The following is a 15,249-nucleotide window of genomic DNA, read 5'->3' as shown; positions in this document are numbered from 1 at the left end:
AGGACAATGGCGCGGGTGCTGACCCGCGCCATTTTGTTTTCTGGGGCGAACCGCCACCACGCCTGCGACGTCGAAGCAGAAGCAACCTGAAGTTCGAATCCACAAGCATGCCCATTTTCCATCATCTCCCCGACTGGCTGACCCACCTGGAAACCGCTCACCCCGTGGGCATCGACATGGGCCTGACCCGCATCACGCGCGTCAAGGAAGCAATGGGCCTGCGGATCGACGCCGTGGTCTTCACCGTCGGCGGGACCAATGGCAAGGGCTCCACCTGCGCGATACTGGAGCGCATCCTGCTGGAGGCGGGCTACAAGGTTGGCCTGCATACGTCGCCGCACCTGATCACCTTCAACGAGCGCGCGCGCATCAATGGCGAGCAGGCCACCGATGCCCAGTTGCTGCCGCACTTCGAGGCGGTGGAGCGTGCACGGACGAGCTTTGCCGACCCGGTCAGCCTGACGTACTTCGAATTCACCACGCTGGCCATCATCCACGCGTTCGCCGCAGCGGGGCTCGACGCGATCATCCTGGAAGTGGGGCTGGGCGGCCGGCTGGACGCCGTCAATGTGATCGATACGGACTGCGCTGTCATCACCAGCGTTGACATCGACCACACCCAGTACCTCGGTGACACGCGCGAGAAGATCGGCTACGAGAAGGCCGGCATCTTCCGCCCGAATGTGCCCGCCATCTGCGGCGACCCGATGCCCCCGCAATCGCTGATCGACCACGCCGAGGCCATCGGCGCCGACCTGTGGCTCGTGGGCCGCGATTTTCGCCATCAGGCGGCCAAGGGCCAGGAGCGTCAGCAATGGGACTGGGCGGGACGTGACCGCAAGCTCAATGGGCTGGGATACCCGGCGCTGCGCGGAGCCAATCAGCTCCTGAACGCGTCCGCCGCGCTGGCGGCACTTCAGGCCATGCGTCCGCAGTTGCCCGTCAGTGCGCAAGAAGTCCGCAACGGGCTGGCTTTCGTGGAGTTGCCAGGCCGCTTCCAGGTCATGCCGGGCCGTCCTGCGGTGATCCTCGATGTCGCGCACAATCCCCATGCGGCCGCCACGCTGGGCCAGAACCTCGAAAACATGGGGTTCTTCCGCTACACCTACGCGGTGTTTGGCGCCATGGCGGACAAGGACATCGCCGGGGTGCTGCACCACGTGGCGGACAAGGTTGACCACTGGTGCCTGTGCGACCTGCCTACGGACCGCGCCGCCAGCGCCGCCGAGGTGCTGGAAAAGCTTGAGGCGGGCGGCTTCCGGGAAGGCCCGGACAATACGGCCGCGTGCTTCTCGAGCCCGGAAATGGCATATCGAGATGCCATCGAGAGAGCGACCGAGAATGATAGAATCCTAGTCTTCGGGTCGTTCTATACGGTTGCCGGCGTGATGGCATATCGCGCCACCCAGGCGAACTAGTCGACGACATCGCACCGAACCACTCTTTGGGCATCTATGGGCCTGCTTTCGCTGTTCTCGTCCCGCAAGGGCACTGACCCGGCACCCGGACGCGGTCGCCGCACGCGCTCGGACGCGGGCGCCGGCATCGCTTCGTCGCGCCGGCTGGCGGAGGAATACGCCGACGACACCCTCGACCCCGATTTTCCCCAGAAGCAACGTGCACGGCGCCGCCTGATTGGCGCGGTGGTACTGCTGGTGGCGGCGGTCATCGTCCTGCCCATCGTGTTCGAACACAAGCCGCGCCCGGTGTCGGAAGACGTGGCCGTCAAGGTCGCGAACGGGCAGGGCGTCTCCCAGAAGCCCAAGGTCGAGGCCCGCAAGGCCGATCCGCTGCCACCTGCGCAGAACCCGTCCCGCAATGACGCCGCGCTCGATGCTGGCGAGGAACTGGTCAGCGCCCCCGCGGCCGCGACGTCGGACAAGCCGCGGGCCGATGCAAAGGCTGATGCGAAGCCGGATGCCAAGGCCGATGCGAAGGTCGCCGACGCGAAGCAGGACAAGGCGGACAAGGCCACCGGCAGTGGCAAGTACCTGATTCTGATTGGCGCGTTCTCGTCGGAGGAACGTGCAAAAAACTGGCTGGCGAAGCTCAAGGCGAGCAAGGTGCCGGCCTACTTGGAAAAGAAAGTGCTGGCCGATGGCGAGCGCATCCTGTTGCGTGCCGGCCCGTTTGCCGATCGTGATGCCGCCGATGCGGCCGACAAGCGGGTCAAGGCCGTGGGCCTGACCTCCAAGGTGGTCGAGCAGTAACGCCCACTATTGCCGGGCGCCACATCGCCCCCATTTGTCAGGGACACGCGCCAGACGCATGGCTTTTACTTTTTTCGACTACGGCGTTGCCTTTATCGTGGTGGCCTCTGGCCTGATCGGCATCCTGCGTGGCCTCGTGCGTGAGGTCCTGGCGCTGGTCGGCTGGGTGGTGGCCTTCGTGCTGGCCTATCACTTCGGCGGCATGGCGGCGCAGTGGATGCCTGAATCGCTGCCTGGGGGGCAACTGACGCGCAGTGCACTGGGGTTCCTGGTGGTGTTCTTCGGCACCTGGATCGTCGCGGCACTGGCCGGCACGATTCTGGGCCAGCTTCTGGAGACCACAGGCCTGAAGCCGGCGGACCGCGGCCTCGGGTTGTTTTTCGGCCTGGCGCGCGGCGTGCTGATCGTGATGCTCGTCGTTGTGCTGGCGGGGCTCACGAAGCTGCCTGAGGAGCCGTTCTGGCGTGACGCGGTGTCGCGCCCCTATGTGTTGCAGGCCATGAACGAATTGCGGCACTGGCTGCCGCCGGATCTGGCCAAGTATGTGAAAGCGTGAGGCGTGGCCGACAGGCCCACCCGCGTGGCAGTAACAATGCGGGTCCCGTCCGCCCAAGACGGGACCGCGCCCCTGAATCATTCGCCTTTCCTGGGAGTTCGGCATGTGCGGTATCGTCGGCGTGGTTTCCACCAGCCCTGTCAACCAACTCATTTATGACAGCCTGCTGCTGTTGCAACACCGCGGACAGGATGCAGCTGGCATCGCCACGGCCAACGGCAGCACCTTCCACATGCACAAGGCCAACGGCCTCGTGCGCGATGTGTTCCGCACCCGCAATATGCGCGGCCTGCCGGGCACGTCCGGCATCGGCCAGGTGCGCTATCCCACGGCCGGTTCCGCATCGAGCGAGGAAGAAGCCCAGCCGTTCTACGTGAACGCGCCGTATGGCGTCATCCTGGCCCACAACGGCAACCTGACCAACTCGGAGCAGTTGCGCGAGGAAATGTTCCGCCGCGACCGCCGCCACATCAACACGCATTCGGATACCGAAGTCCTGCTGAACGTGCTGGCCGACGAGCTGCAGCGGGCCAGCAATGGCAAGGCGCTGGATCCGGAGACCATCTTCAAGGCCGTGGCCGGCATGCATCGCCGCGTGAGGGGTGCGTACGCCATCACGGCGCAGATTGCCGGCTATGGCCTGCTGGCGGTGCGCGATCCGTTCGGCATCCGGCCGCTGTGCATCGGCAGCGTCGACACGCCGGCGGGCAAGGAATACCTGATCGCTTCCGAATCCGTGGCCCTGGAAGGCATCGGCTACCGCATGGACCGCGATGTGGCCCCGGGCGAGGCGATCTTCGTCGATCTCGACGGCAAGCTCTACAGCAAGCAGTGCGCGGAGAACCCCGTGCTGACGCCTTGCATCTTCGAATACGTCTACCTGGCCCGTCCGGACTCGTGCATCGACGGCGTGCCCGTCTACGATGCGCGTCTGCGCATGGGTGACTACCTGGCCGAGAAGATCCGCCGTGAGGTGTCCGGTGGCGACATCGACGTGGTCATGCCGATTCCCGATTCCAGCCGTCCGGCCGCCATGCAAGTGGCCAACTCGCTGGGCGTGGATTACCGCGAGGGCTTCTTCAAGAACCGCTACGTGGGCCGCACCTTCATCATGCCGGGCCAGGCCGTGCGCAAGAAGTCGGTGCGCCAGAAGCTCAACGCGATGGGCGTGGAGTTCAAGGGCAAGAACGTGCTGATCGTAGATGATTCGATCGTGCGTGGCACGACGTCGTTCGAGATCGTGCAGATGGCGCGCGACGCCGGCGCCAACAAGGTGATCTTTGCCTCGGCCGCGCCGCCCGTGAAGTTCCCGAACGTGTATGGCATCGACATGCCCACGCGCAGCGAGCTGGTGGCCCATGGCCGCACCGACGAGGAAGTGGCACGCATGATTGGTGCCGACAAGCTCGTGTACCAAGACGTGGAAGCCATGAAGCAGGCCGTGCGCGACATCAATCCGGCGCTGCGTGACTTCGATGCATCGTGCTTCGATGGCCGCTACGTCACGGGCGATATCGACGAGGCCTACCTGCTGCGACTGGAAACGGCCCGCAGCCAGGCGGACCGCGACGGCACCAACGGCGATACGGAACGCTCGCAGCTGCATCTGCAGCGTTCGAGCGGCAACGAGTAAGACCAAGACCAACCCTCATATCTGGGCAGCAAAGCAGCATGAGCGAACCGTTCAATCCTGACTCCCTCGGCATCGATACCCTCGGCGTACGCGCCGGCACGTTGCGTACCGGCGAATTCATGGAGCACTCGGAGGCGATGTACCTGACCTCCAGCTTCTGCTTCAACAGCGCCGCCGAGGCTGCCGAGCGCTTTGCAAACTCGGAGGAGGGCTACACCTACTCGCGCTTCACCAACCCGACGGTGTCGATGTTCCAGTCGCGCCTGGCCGCGCTGGAAGGTGCCGAGGCCTGCATGGCCACGGCATCGGGCATGAGCGCGATCCTGTCGGTGGCGCTGGCGTCGCTGCAGGCCGGCGACCACCTGGTCAGCTCGCGTTCGATCTTCGGCTCGACGATGACGCTGTTCAATACCATCCTGGCGAAATTCGGCGTGGAGACGACCTACGTCGACAGCGGCGATCTGTCCGCGTGGCGCGCGGCGGTGAAGCCGAACACGAAGCTGTTCTTCCTGGAAACGCCGTCGAACCCGTTGACCGAGGTGTCGGACATCGCGGCCGTTGCCGACATCGCCCACAATGCCGGTGCGCTGTTCGTGGTGGACAATTGCTTCTGCTCGCCGGCGCTGCAACAGCCGATCCGGTTCGGTGCCGATGTGGTCGTGCATTCAGCCACCAAGCATATCGATGGGCAGGGGCGCGTGCTCGGTGGCGCCGTGCTGGGCAAGCACGACTTCATCATGGGCAAGGTGTTTCCGTTCGTGCGCACGGCAGGCCCCACGCTGTCCGCGTTCAACGCCTGGGTGATGTTGAAGGGCATGGAGACGCTGGCGATCCGCATGGAGCGCCACTCGCAGAGTGCGCTGGCGATTGCCGAGTTCCTGGAGTCGCACCCGGCCGTGAACCGGGTGTTCCACCCGGCGCTGAAATCGCATCCTCAGTACGAGATTGCACAGCGCCAGCAGAGCGGCGGCGGCGCCGTCGTGTCGTTCGAGTTGAAGGGCGCCACGCCGGAGCAGCAGCGTGCCAATGCCTGGCGCGTGATCGATAACACCAAGGTCTGCTCGATTACCGGCAATCTTGGCGACACGCGCACGACGATCACCCACCCGTACACGACCACGCACGGCCGCGTGGCGCCGGAAGCCAAGGCGGCGGCCGGCATCAGCGAAGGACTGATCCGCCTGGCGGTAGGCCTGGAGTCGGTGGTGGACTTGAAGGCGGATCTGCTGCGCGGGCTGGGAAGCTAAGAGCGGCGAGGACATCGTCAAACAGGAAGGGCAGCCAGACCGGCTGCCCTTTTTTGTCATGTCCAGCGCTCAGCGCAGCAATCGGCGTCGCAGGAGCACCAACGCGATGACCAGTGCCGCAATCGCATASGCGGCCAGCACCGCCAGGTGCAGCGGTGCGTTCTCGACGGGGCGGCCCAGCATCAATGGCCGGATCAGCGCCACCGCGTGGGCGAGCGGCAGCACGCTGGTCGCCGCCCGCGCGCCCTCAGGCAATTGCTCGAGCGGGAAGAACACGCCCGAGAGCAGCAGCATCGGCGTCATCACCAGCGTCTGGTAGAACATGAAGAAATCGTAGCTCGGCGCGAGCGCCGTCACGATCATCGCCAGGCTGGCAAATGCGATGCCTGCCAGCACGATCACGGGCAACGCCGCCAGCGCGCTGGGAAATTGCGCGTAGCCCAGCGCGCTGGCCACGAGCATGATCGCGACGCCCGACAGCACGGCCTTGCTGGCGGCCCACAGGATCTCGCCCAGCACCACATCGCCCAGCGTCAGTGGCGCGTGCATGATCGCCTCCCACGTGCGCTGCACATGCATGCGCGAGAACGCGGAGTACATCGACTCGAAGCTCGCCGACATCATCACGCTCGAAGCCGTCGTACCGGCGGCCAGGAAGGCGATGTACGACACGCCATGCACCTGGCCCACCAGCAGCCCGAGCCCGAGCCCCAGGCCGAAGAGATAGATCATCGGGTCGGCCAGGTTGCCGATCATCGACGGGATGGCCAGTTTCTTCCAGACCATGTAGTTGCGGTACCAGACCATCATCCAGTTGCGTGCATTGCGTGGCAGCAGCGGCTGGGGATAGTGCTGGCGGGGCGGGGCGGCGGATGCCGGACGGGCGATCGCCGTTGCCTCCGGTGTGCGGGGATCTTGTTCGCTCATGTCAGTCTCTCATGTCGCGGCCGGTCAGCTTGAGGAACACGTCCTCCAGGTTGGCAGGCCGGTGCAGGTAGCGCACGCCGCCCTTCCCGTTCAGGGCGTTCAGAAGCGGGGCGGGGTCGCGCACGTAGCAGAACAGCGTTTCGCCGCGCATTTCGGTGCGTTCGGCCAGTGGCGTGAGGTTGGCGCGCAGCGGCTCGAGTTCGTCGCCATAGACTTCCACCACGTCACAGCCGATTTCCCGGTCGATCAGCTCATGCGGCTTGCCTTCCGCGATCTTGCGGCCGGCATCGATCACGCACAGGTGGTTGCAGAGGCGCTCGGCCTCTTCCATGAAGTGCGTGGTGAGCAAGATGGTCTTGCCGGCCGACATCAGGGATTTCAGGCGCTCCCAGATCAGGTGGCGTGCCTGCGGGTCCAGACCCGTGGTGGGTTCATCCATCACCAGCAGATCCGGGTCGTTGATCAGCGCGCGCGCTACGGTCAGCCGCCGCCGCATGCCACCGGACAGGTCACGCACCTGGGCATCGGCGCGATTCTCCAGCCGTGCGAACTCCAGCAGCTTGGGTACCCGCCGGGCGATTTCCGCCGACGACAGGCCAAAGTAGCGGCCGAAGATACGCAGGTTCTCGATCACGGAGAAATCGGGGTCGAGGTTGTCGAATTGCGGCACCACGCCCACGCGCATACGGGCCTGCGGCGCGCGCTGGGGAATCGGCTCGCCGCACAACATCAGCGTGCCCGACGCGGGCGTGGTCAGCCCCAGCAGCATGCGCAGCGTGGTGGTCTTGCCCGCCCCGTTGGGACCGAGCAGGCCGAAGCACTGGCCGCGTTGCACTTCGAGGTCGAGGTTGTCGACGACGACAGTGTCTCCGTAGAGTTTGCGCACATTGCGCATTTGCAGGATGGCAGTCAAGGCGGGGCCTCGTGAGTGCGATATCCCGCCATTATGCCGGTCATCGCGCGGGGCATCCGGTGGCGCAATGCAGCAAGAAACAGCCGTTGCAGGTATCGTTCCGGGATGCGTCCGAAGACGATGCCAGTCCATGGTGCGCGGCGCAACCTTCACAGGAGACATCGGATCATGAGCGTTGAAAAAGTGCTGGCCCAGTGGCAGGCCGCCGAGGAACGGGTGCGGGCACGACTGGCGCCGCCGGGGCTGATCACGCGTGACGAACTGCGTGCGCGCTCCGGTCCGGAGTTCTTTGACGATATCTTTTCAGGGACGCTGCCGGGCATTCCCATCGGCGATCTCGTCGATTTCGTGCCGATGGAATACGAGCCGGGCCGGTTCGTCTTCCAGGGAACGCCGGGGCCGCAGCACTACAACCCGTTGGGCACCGTCCATGGTGGCTACGCGGCCACGCTGCTGGATTCTTGCGTCGGCTGCGCCGTGCACACCATGCTGCCGGCGGGGAAGGGTTATACGACGCTTGAGCTCAAGGTGAACTACGTCCGCCCGCTGACCACGCATACCGGCCCTATTCGCGCGGAGGGCAAGGTGGTGAGTCTGACCAGCCAGATCGGCATCGCCGAAGGGCGTCTGGTCGATGTGCAAGGCAAGCTGTACGCCTATGCGACGACCACGTGCCTGCTGTTCCCGCTGCCGGCCTGATGGGGCGGCAAGCGCGCAGGGTGGTTTCGTACTAGCCTTGCACGCTGGGCCTGGCCCATTCAACAAGATCCATGACAAGAATTCCCAAGGAGGCAACATGTCTTTCGAGCACTGGCTGGCCTTTGCGCTGACAAGCCTGGTTCTTCTCATCATCCCCGGTCCCACCATCCTGCTGGTCATCGGTGACGCGCTGGCGCATCGTGGCCGCAGCGCCTTCGCCACGGTAGCCGGCGTGGCCGCCGGAGATCTCACCGCCTTTACGCTGTCGATGGCCGGCCTGGGCGCCGTGCTGGCGACCTCCGCCGCGCTCTTCACGGCCCTGAAATGGGTCGGTGCCGCCTATCTGGTCTATCTGGGTATCCAGGCCCTGCGGTCGGCCAGTCGTGCCAACGCGCTCGATGTGTCGTCGCAATCCGGTAGCGCGCGTCAGCGCTTTATCAAGGCGTGGCTGGTGACGGCGCTGAACCCCAAGAGCATCGTATTCTTTGTAGCCTTCGTGCCGCAGTTCCTGGACGCCAAACTGGCATTCTGGCCGCAGGCGGTGGTGCTGATCCCGACCTTTGTCGTCCTGGCGAGTGCGAATGCAATGGTTTATGCGCTGCTGGCGCGATCGTTGGCGACGCGCCTGACCACGCGTCGCGCGCAGGCCAATGTTCAGCGAGCCGGTGGCATTACCCTGATCGGCGCGGGCGCGCTGATTGCCGCGCGGAGTTGATTGCGCCGCAGTGAACTGGGTCCGCGAGGACGAAAAAAAACCGCCAGCATGCTGGCGGTTTTTTTGTTGCAGTGCGCGCGAATCAGTAGAGCTTCTTCGGCAGCATTTGCATACGCAGACGCTTACGCAGACGCGACTCGGCAGCCTTCTTCTTGCGCTTGCGCTCGGTCGTCGGCTTTTCGTAGGCGGTGCGGCTCTTCAGTTCCACGATCAGGCCAGTCTGCAGAATGGCGCGACGGAAACGACGCATTGCAACTTCAACGGGTTCACCCGGTTTCAGAACGATCTTAGTCAACTCAGTCCTTTTGGGAATGCCGCGAGCGCGGCGGGTTCATACGGGGGGAAACGTCGTCGCGTTGGGGCTCCGGAGCCTTCTGCGACGGTGGTATTGCACGCTGCGGCGAATGCCGCGGTGCGCCCCCGCGAACCTGAAGCGTAGACCGAGGTCCGTACTGCCAGTGTCAGGGGTGATGGGCCAAATTTTCCTACGTAGTAAAAACTTGGCGACTACCTGTTTCCTTGGATATTGCGCAAGTGATACGCCGGTAAGCTTTTACAGGTATACGAATCGGGAGTCAAGCAAAAGGCGCGAAAGCTGCCTCTGTTGCCGCAAAAAGCGTCGTATCGTGCGCCAATGCATCGTGTTCCTGGCATTGGCTCAACCTAGCAGGCTCAGCCATGCCGAGGTCAGCAGAACCAGCGCCATGAGGCGGTCGAAACACTTCATGAGCCTCGGCGATCGGATAAACCGCGCGGCTCCCGCACCGAGGAAGGCCCACGCACCCATGCATGGCATCGCCACCACAAAGAATATCAGCGACAGCAGCACCACATTCCGCGTCTGAGCGGCGCCATGGCCCGCAAACACGCTGACAACCGCGAGCGCCATCATCCATGTCTTGGGATTGACGAGCTGCAGGCCGGCCGCGCCAAGGAAGCCTAGTGGTCGCTTGCTTTCCGCGCCGATCTCGACGCCGGCAGCCGGACTGCTGAAGATCTGCCACGCGAGCCACGTTAGCCATAGCACGCCGGCCCATGACATGGCGCGCTGCACATCGGGATGGCGCGCCAGCGTATCGCCAATGCCGATCCCGACGGTCAGCACGAGCAATGCGGCACCTCCGCACGCGCCGACGATGATCGGCAATGTGGCGGCCACCCCATGCCGGGCGCTGTTGCTGAGCACTAGCACGTTGGTCGGGCCGGGTGTGATCGATGCCACGATCGCAAACAGCAGAAAGGGGAGGAACGGCAGGGTCTGGTGCATGCGGCCATTGTTGCCGCCGCGTCCTTCACGCGTCTGGAAGATTTGAGCACCGCTTGCGGTAGAGCGCCGGTGTCAGGCCATAGGCCCGGAGGAACCAGCGGCCCAGATGGCTCTGATCGGCAAAGCCAAGCGCGACGGCCACGTCGGCAGGGGTCGCGCCCCGCGCAAGCAGGTGGCGCGCCCGCGCGAGCCGCAACTGCACGAGGTACGCATGCGGGGCGATACCGAACGCGGCCTTGAACGCGCGCGTCAGGCGGAAACGATCGACGCCACTGACCGCGGCGAGGTCGTCGAGTCCGACGTCCTGATCCAGGTGGTCGTGGAGATAATCGCGCGCACGTTGGGCAACCAGAGGCAGGCGGGGATCGAGCCCCTGCCGGGCGCGCCAATGCAGTTGCGTCGTGAGTTGGCCGAGCAGGGTGTCGAGGGCCGTCTGCCTGACGATGCGCAGTTCCGGCTGCTGAAGTACGGCAAACGCGCGCTGGATCGCGACGATCAGGGGTGGGTTCTCGGTTAGCGTCTGCGTGAAGCCTGGCTGGCAATGCGCGGGGGCTTCCTCGAACAATGCGCGCAGTTCGCGCTCGACCCACTGCGCATCGAGATAGAGCATCGAATAGGTGAAGCCATCCGGTGCGACCGCATAGCCATCGTGAATCTCGCCGGGTTCGAGCGTGAACGCCTTGCCCGGCGTGCTGCTGTGGATGGTGCGACGACAATGGAATTTCTGGATGCCTTGTTCGGTGTAGCCGACAAGGTAGCTGTCGTGCCAGTGCGGATCGTAGGCGTGGCCTACGAAATGGGCGCGAATCGTCTCGATGCCGGTTTCGGCATCCTGCTTCAGATCGATCCAGCTTTGGGGGCTCACTGCGTTTCCGGGGGGAGTGGTGGCGGGCGTGGCGCCTAGTTTCCCTATCCTAGCGATGGATACGAGAATTTTCTGGAACGTTTGTGCAGGGAGGGGCGAAGCGAGGGAAGGGAGGCGGAAGGGGAGAGCGGAAAAAGAAAAAGGCCGATGCTTTCGCATCGGCCTTCCTCTTCTATCGGTTGGCTCCCCGACCTGGGCTCGAACCAGGGACCTACGGATTAACAGTCCGGCGCTCTACCGACTGAGCTATCGGGGAACAGCTGAGAAAGAAATTATAACCAGCTTCTCTTCGTTTCGTCAACAACTTTTCAACGTTTTATTTTCGTTGGAAGTCGTTTCCAAAACTCTGGGTCGCCCTGGAACCGGCTTGCAGCGGGCGTTTCCGCCGTTTGCTTCGCGCCGTGTTCAGCAGCGAGGCCGCATTATAGCCAGCTTTTTGATTTGTGCAAACAAAAAAACCGCCCGGAGGCGGTCTTTTTGTATTCGCGTCGACAGATCAGTCGAACACCGGCGAATCCACGCCGAGGATCTTGTGCAGTTTCGGCGACGTCGTCGTGTACTGCATGTGGATCTTCTTCTCCGGGAAGATGTACGGCGCAGCGCCAAAAGCGGCCAGCGCACACTCGTGGAAGCCCGAGAGGATCAGCTTCTTCTTGCCAGGGTAGGTGTTGATGTCGCCCACGGCGAAGATGCCCGGGATGTTCGTTTCGAACTTCTCCGTATCCACCTTGATCTGCTTGCGCTCGAGCTCGAGGCCCCACTCGGCGATCGGGCCGAGCTTGGGCGACAGGCCAAAGAACACCAGCAGGTCGTCCAGCGGCAGTCGGCGCGTCACGCCGTCACCGCCGGTGACCTTGATCTCGGTGAGCAGGCCGTCGCGTTCCTCGTAGCCGCTGATCTGGCCCACCATGAACTGCATCTCCATCTGTTCGCACAGTTCCTTCATCTTGGCGACAGAGGCGGGCGCGGCACGGAAGCCGTCGCGTCGGTGGATCATCACCACGGACTCGGCCTTGCCGACCAGGTCCAGCGTCCAGTCCAGCGCCGAGTCACCGCCACCGACGATGACCAGGTTGCGGCCGTGGAAGCGGTTCGGATCCTTCACGCGGTAGAACAACTGCTTGCCGTCGAACTTGTCGATGCCTTCGACCTTCACCGTGCGCGGCTGGAACGAGCCCACGCCAGCGGCGATGAAGATGGTCTTCGTGATGAAGCGCGTTCCGAGGGACGTCTCGACGAAGAAGCGGCCGTCTTCGCGGCGTTCCACGACGGCGACTTCCTGGCCCAGGTGGAACGTGGGCTCGAACGGCTCGATCTGCTTGAGCAGGTTGTCGGTCAGTTCCTGGCCCGTGCAGATGGGCACCGCCGGGATGTCGTAGATAGGCTTGTCCGGGTAGAGCTCGACGCACTGGCCGCCCACTACCTTGAGCGAGTCGATCACGTGCGCCTTGATTTCGAGCAGCCCCAGTTCAAAGACCTGGAACAGGCCGACGGGGCCTGCGCCCACGATCAGCGCATCGATTTCCAGCGGCTGCCCGCCGGGGTTCCCGCCGGCCTGTTGGGTCGCGTCGGCCACGGGATTTGGAATGCTCAAGTCCATATTCGTCCTGATACGTTGTGGGCACGCGATGTGCCCGGCATTGCGGGAAAGCGCGGGGACGGCTTTCTTTTGTTTTACCGCTGCAGGTATTGCAGCTTGTCAGTGGCGTCCTTCCATTCCTCGGCCTCGGCCAGCGGCGCCTTGGTCTTGGTAATGGACGGCCACGTCCGGGCCAGCTCGGCGTTCAGGTCGATGAACTGCTGCTGGTCGCCCGGAACGTCTTCCTCGGCGTAGATCGCGTTCACCGGGCATTCGGCGACGCACACAGCGCAATCGATGCATTCGTCGGGGTCGATGGCCAGGAAGTTCGGGCCTTCGCGGAAACAATCGACCGGACACACATCAACGCAGTCGGTGTAGCGGCAACGGATGCAGGATTCGGTGACAACGTGAGTCATTTCGGTTCCAGAAAAACGGATCGGTCTTTGATGGGAAACTGTTCAGGCCGCTTCTTGCCTGCCGCTCACCCGGCTGGCCGACAGACACGCGCGCAACGCGCATGTCAATCGGGGTAAGTCGGGGCGAACGGGGGCCGTGGCCTTTCAAAGACCGATATTGTATCCGAGCCTTCCCGCAAGGATAGCCAGTCTATATAGCCGGGTCAGATAGTTTTCTTATTTCTTTATGTACTTTTGTGCCGACACCCCGCTGGAATGGGCCTGCAGGGCAGTTTGGGGTGGGTGCCGAGCGGGATTCGGGTGTCGGATGGGGCACGGAGGGACTACTATTCCCCTGTGTCACCCGGGGCTTTTCCAATGGTTTTCGTGGGAAAAAACCCTTGCCGAACAAGGATATTCACCATGCCGGTATTCGCCCGCCAGCGCCACCTCGCCTGCCTGCTCGCCGCCGCGGCCATGCTCTGTGCGGCGTTGACGCCTGCCGACGCGCAGGGACTGGCCAACGCGCCGACCCAGGGGGAGATGGCCGGCAGCGTGGTCTCCCGGCTGGTGGCATGGCGTGCGCGGACGGACCAGCCGGTGACGCTCTCTGCGCTGACGGCGTTCGACTGGGACAGCTTCAGCGTCGTCCGTGCCCCGGCCGGCGAGGCGCTCGCCAACTGTAATCGTGAGGGCTTCCTGCCGTGCGACCCGGCATTGCAGCCACCGCCCAACACGCTGATCCAGGTGCTGCGCTTCGACCGCGCAGGACGGCCGGTCTACCAGGAGCGCATCATCGTGGCATCAGGCTATTTTGCCGATCCGCTTCCGGCTGCCGTGCCGCGCGACCGGGCCACGCTGGTTTCCTGCCAGGACGCGCAGGGCGAGCCGCTATGGTGCGTGCAGGGGCGGCATGTGAAGCCAGCGCAGCGATATCTCGACGGTGGCTGATGCGCGGCGCCGCCACATCACTTTCGGTTAGCATGTCGGCCTGACCCCGGCATGCCGTCTGGCCTCGTTATGATCATCCGCTCCCTGCTCGACACCGACCTGTACAAGTTCACGATGATGCAGGTGGTGCTGCACCACTTTCCGCAAGCCCAGGTCGAGTATCGCTTCAAGTGCCGCAACGCCGGTGTTGATCTCACGCCGTATGTCGACGAGATCCGTGCCGAGGTGGCTCGCCTGTGCCAGTTGCGCTTCGCCGGGGAAGAGCTCGACTACCTGCGAGGAATGCGCTTTATCAAGAGCGATTTCGTCGACTTCCTCGCGCTGTTCCACCTGAACGAGAAGTACGTTTCGATCTCGCCGTCTGCCGGGGGCAGCGGCGAGATCGACATCACGATCCGCGGGCCGTGGCTGCACACGATCCTGTTCGAGGTGCCGCTGCTGGCCATCGTCAACGAAGTCTATTTCCGTCGGACGCAGCCGGAGCCAGACCTGGCCGAGGGCCGCAAGCGCCTGGAAGCCAAGCTCGCGCTGCTGAAGGCCGCGCCGTATGCGGATTGCGTGATCGCGGACTACGGCACGCGCCGTCGCTTCTCGCGCGACTGGCAGGAGGAGGTCCTGCTGACCGCGCGCCGGGTCCTCGGGCAGCAACTGGCCGGCAGCAGCAACGTACACTTCGCGCGGCTGCACGGCATGACGCCGCTCGGCACGATGGCGCACGAGTACTTGCAGGCCTGCCAGGCGTTAGGGCCGCGCCTGCGCGATTCGCAGGTGTACGCGCTAGAGAACTGGGCACGTGAATATCGCGGGGACCTGGGTATCGCGCTGTCCGATACCTACGGCTTCGATGCCTTCCTGCGCGATTTCGATCTCTACTTTTGCAAGCTGTTCGATGGCGTGCGGCACGACTCCGGCGACCCGCTGGAATGGGGCGAACGCATGCTGGCGCATTACACCGCCAACCGCGTCGATCCGCGCGGCAAGACGCTGATTTTCAGCGACGCGCTGAGCATTCCGAAGGTCATCGAACTGTACGAGCGGTTCCGTGGCCGCTGCAAGCTGGCATTCGGCGTCGGGACCAACCTGACCAACGACCTCGGCTACACGCCGTTGCAGATCGTCATCAAGATGGTGCGCTGCAATGGCCAGCCCGTGGCCAAGCTGTCGGATACCCCGGAGAAAACCATGTGCGACGATCCGGGCTACCTGGCCTACCTGCGCCAGGTGTTCACGGTTCAGCCATCGGCTTAGGAAGATTCACGCCCGGCGCCGTCCGCGCTCCTATAATCGGG

The 15,249-nt window shown here is 64.0% G+C and carries 16 protein-coding genes and 1 tRNA gene; 9 read left to right on the top strand and 8 right to left on the bottom strand.

From position 1 onward, the window contains the following. Positions 1–107 precede the first annotated feature (107 nt). The 5 genes from folC (at position 108) to AC1DOX_RS17025 (ending at position 5,646) form a co-directional block, all read left to right on the top strand. On the top strand, positions 108–1,418 hold the full coding sequence (gene folC / locus AC1DOX_RS17045) for a bifunctional tetrahydrofolate synthase/dihydrofolate synthase (protein WP_441620025.1): 1,311 nt from the start codon (positions 108–110) through the stop codon (positions 1,416–1,418). Positions 1,419–1,454: 36 nt separating this feature from the next. Continuing rightward, positions 1,455–2,210, top strand: a complete 756-nt coding sequence (locus AC1DOX_RS17040) for an SPOR domain-containing protein (RefSeq protein WP_441620023.1) — start codon at positions 1,455–1,457, stop codon at positions 2,208–2,210. A gap of 58 nt (positions 2,211–2,268) precedes the next feature. After that, a complete protein-coding gene (locus AC1DOX_RS17035; protein WP_092134567.1) occupies positions 2,269–2,766 on the top strand; it encodes a CvpA family protein in 498 nt (165 codons plus the stop codon). Positions 2,767–2,869: 103 nt separating this feature from the next. Continuing rightward, complete coding sequence (purF, locus tag AC1DOX_RS17030; RefSeq protein ID WP_092134565.1) at positions 2,870–4,399, top strand: amidophosphoribosyltransferase; 1,530 nt, start codon at positions 2,870–2,872, stop codon at positions 4,397–4,399. Between the two features lie 38 nt (positions 4,400–4,437). Continuing rightward, a complete protein-coding gene (locus tag AC1DOX_RS17025) occupies positions 4,438–5,646 on the top strand; it encodes an O-succinylhomoserine sulfhydrylase (RefSeq protein WP_441620021.1) in 1,209 nt (402 codons plus the stop codon). 69 nt (positions 5,647–5,715) lie between these two features. Here the strand turns inward: AC1DOX_RS17025 and AC1DOX_RS17020 are convergent, their stop codons facing one another. Then, positions 5,716–6,573, bottom strand: coding sequence for an ABC transporter permease (locus AC1DOX_RS17020; RefSeq protein WP_441620019.1), 858 nt, complete (start codon positions 6,571–6,573; stop codon positions 5,716–5,718). 1 nt (position 6,574) lies between these two features. Next, positions 6,575–7,468, bottom strand: coding sequence for a nodulation factor ABC transporter ATP-binding protein NodI (gene nodI, locus AC1DOX_RS17015; RefSeq protein ID WP_441620056.1), 894 nt, complete (start codon positions 7,466–7,468; stop codon positions 6,575–6,577). A 186-nt stretch (positions 7,469–7,654) separates the two neighbouring features. Here nodI and AC1DOX_RS17010 point away from each other — a divergent pair, with 186 nt between their 5' ends. Both AC1DOX_RS17010 and AC1DOX_RS17005 read left to right on the top strand, forming a co-directional pair. Next, positions 7,655–8,185 carry a PaaI family thioesterase gene (locus AC1DOX_RS17010; protein ID WP_441620017.1) on the top strand — a complete coding sequence of 177 codons (531 nt, stop codon included), beginning with the start codon at positions 7,655–7,657 and terminating at the stop codon, positions 8,183–8,185. A gap of 97 nt (positions 8,186–8,282) precedes the next feature. Beyond that, positions 8,283–8,900, top strand: a complete 618-nt coding sequence (locus tag AC1DOX_RS17005; protein WP_441620015.1) for a LysE family translocator — start codon at positions 8,283–8,285, stop codon at positions 8,898–8,900. A gap of 82 nt (positions 8,901–8,982) precedes the next feature. On the opposite strand, the gene rpsU is transcribed toward AC1DOX_RS17005, so the two are convergent. The 6 genes from rpsU to fdxA all read right to left on the bottom strand — a co-directional run bounded on the left by rpsU (position 8,983) and on the right by fdxA (position 13,030). Next, positions 8,983–9,195: a 30S ribosomal protein S21 gene (rpsU, locus tag AC1DOX_RS17000; RefSeq protein WP_029044331.1), complete on the bottom strand. Its 213-nt coding sequence runs from the start codon at positions 9,193–9,195 to the stop codon at positions 8,983–8,985. A gap of 363 nt (positions 9,196–9,558) precedes the next feature. After that, positions 9,559–10,167: a LysE family translocator gene (locus AC1DOX_RS16995; RefSeq protein ID WP_441620013.1), complete on the bottom strand. Its 609-nt coding sequence runs from the start codon at positions 10,165–10,167 to the stop codon at positions 9,559–9,561. A gap of 25 nt (positions 10,168–10,192) precedes the next feature. After that, the gene (locus AC1DOX_RS16990; RefSeq protein WP_441620011.1) at positions 10,193–11,032 is read right to left on the bottom strand and encodes an AraC family ligand binding domain-containing protein; all 840 of its coding nucleotides are present in this window, start codon (positions 11,030–11,032) and stop codon (positions 10,193–10,195) included. A 180-nt stretch (positions 11,033–11,212) separates the two neighbouring features. Continuing rightward, a tRNA-Asn gene (locus tag AC1DOX_RS16985) sits at positions 11,213–11,288 on the bottom strand. Between the two features lie 240 nt (positions 11,289–11,528). Then, positions 11,529–12,632, bottom strand: coding sequence for an NAD(P)/FAD-dependent oxidoreductase (locus AC1DOX_RS16980; RefSeq protein WP_441620009.1), 1,104 nt, complete (start codon positions 12,630–12,632; stop codon positions 11,529–11,531). A gap of 74 nt (positions 12,633–12,706) precedes the next feature. Further along, the gene (gene fdxA / locus AC1DOX_RS16975; RefSeq protein WP_092134551.1) at positions 12,707–13,030 is read right to left on the bottom strand and encodes a ferredoxin FdxA; all 324 of its coding nucleotides are present in this window, start codon (positions 13,028–13,030) and stop codon (positions 12,707–12,709) included. Between the two features lie 402 nt (positions 13,031–13,432). Here fdxA and AC1DOX_RS16970 point away from each other — a divergent pair, with 402 nt between their 5' ends. Together AC1DOX_RS16970 and pncB are read left to right on the top strand one after the other, a co-directional pair. Then, complete coding sequence (locus tag AC1DOX_RS16970; RefSeq protein ID WP_441620007.1) at positions 13,433–13,960, top strand: hypothetical protein; 528 nt, start codon at positions 13,433–13,435, stop codon at positions 13,958–13,960. 69 nt (positions 13,961–14,029) lie between these two features. Then, the gene (pncB, locus tag AC1DOX_RS16965; RefSeq protein ID WP_441620005.1) at positions 14,030–15,208 is read left to right on the top strand and encodes a nicotinate phosphoribosyltransferase; all 1,179 of its coding nucleotides are present in this window, start codon (positions 14,030–14,032) and stop codon (positions 15,206–15,208) included. Positions 15,209–15,249 lie beyond the last annotated feature (41 nt).

The organism is Cupriavidus sp. 01L415, assembly GCF_056400065.1.
This window is presented reverse-complemented; position numbering and strand designations above follow the sequence as displayed.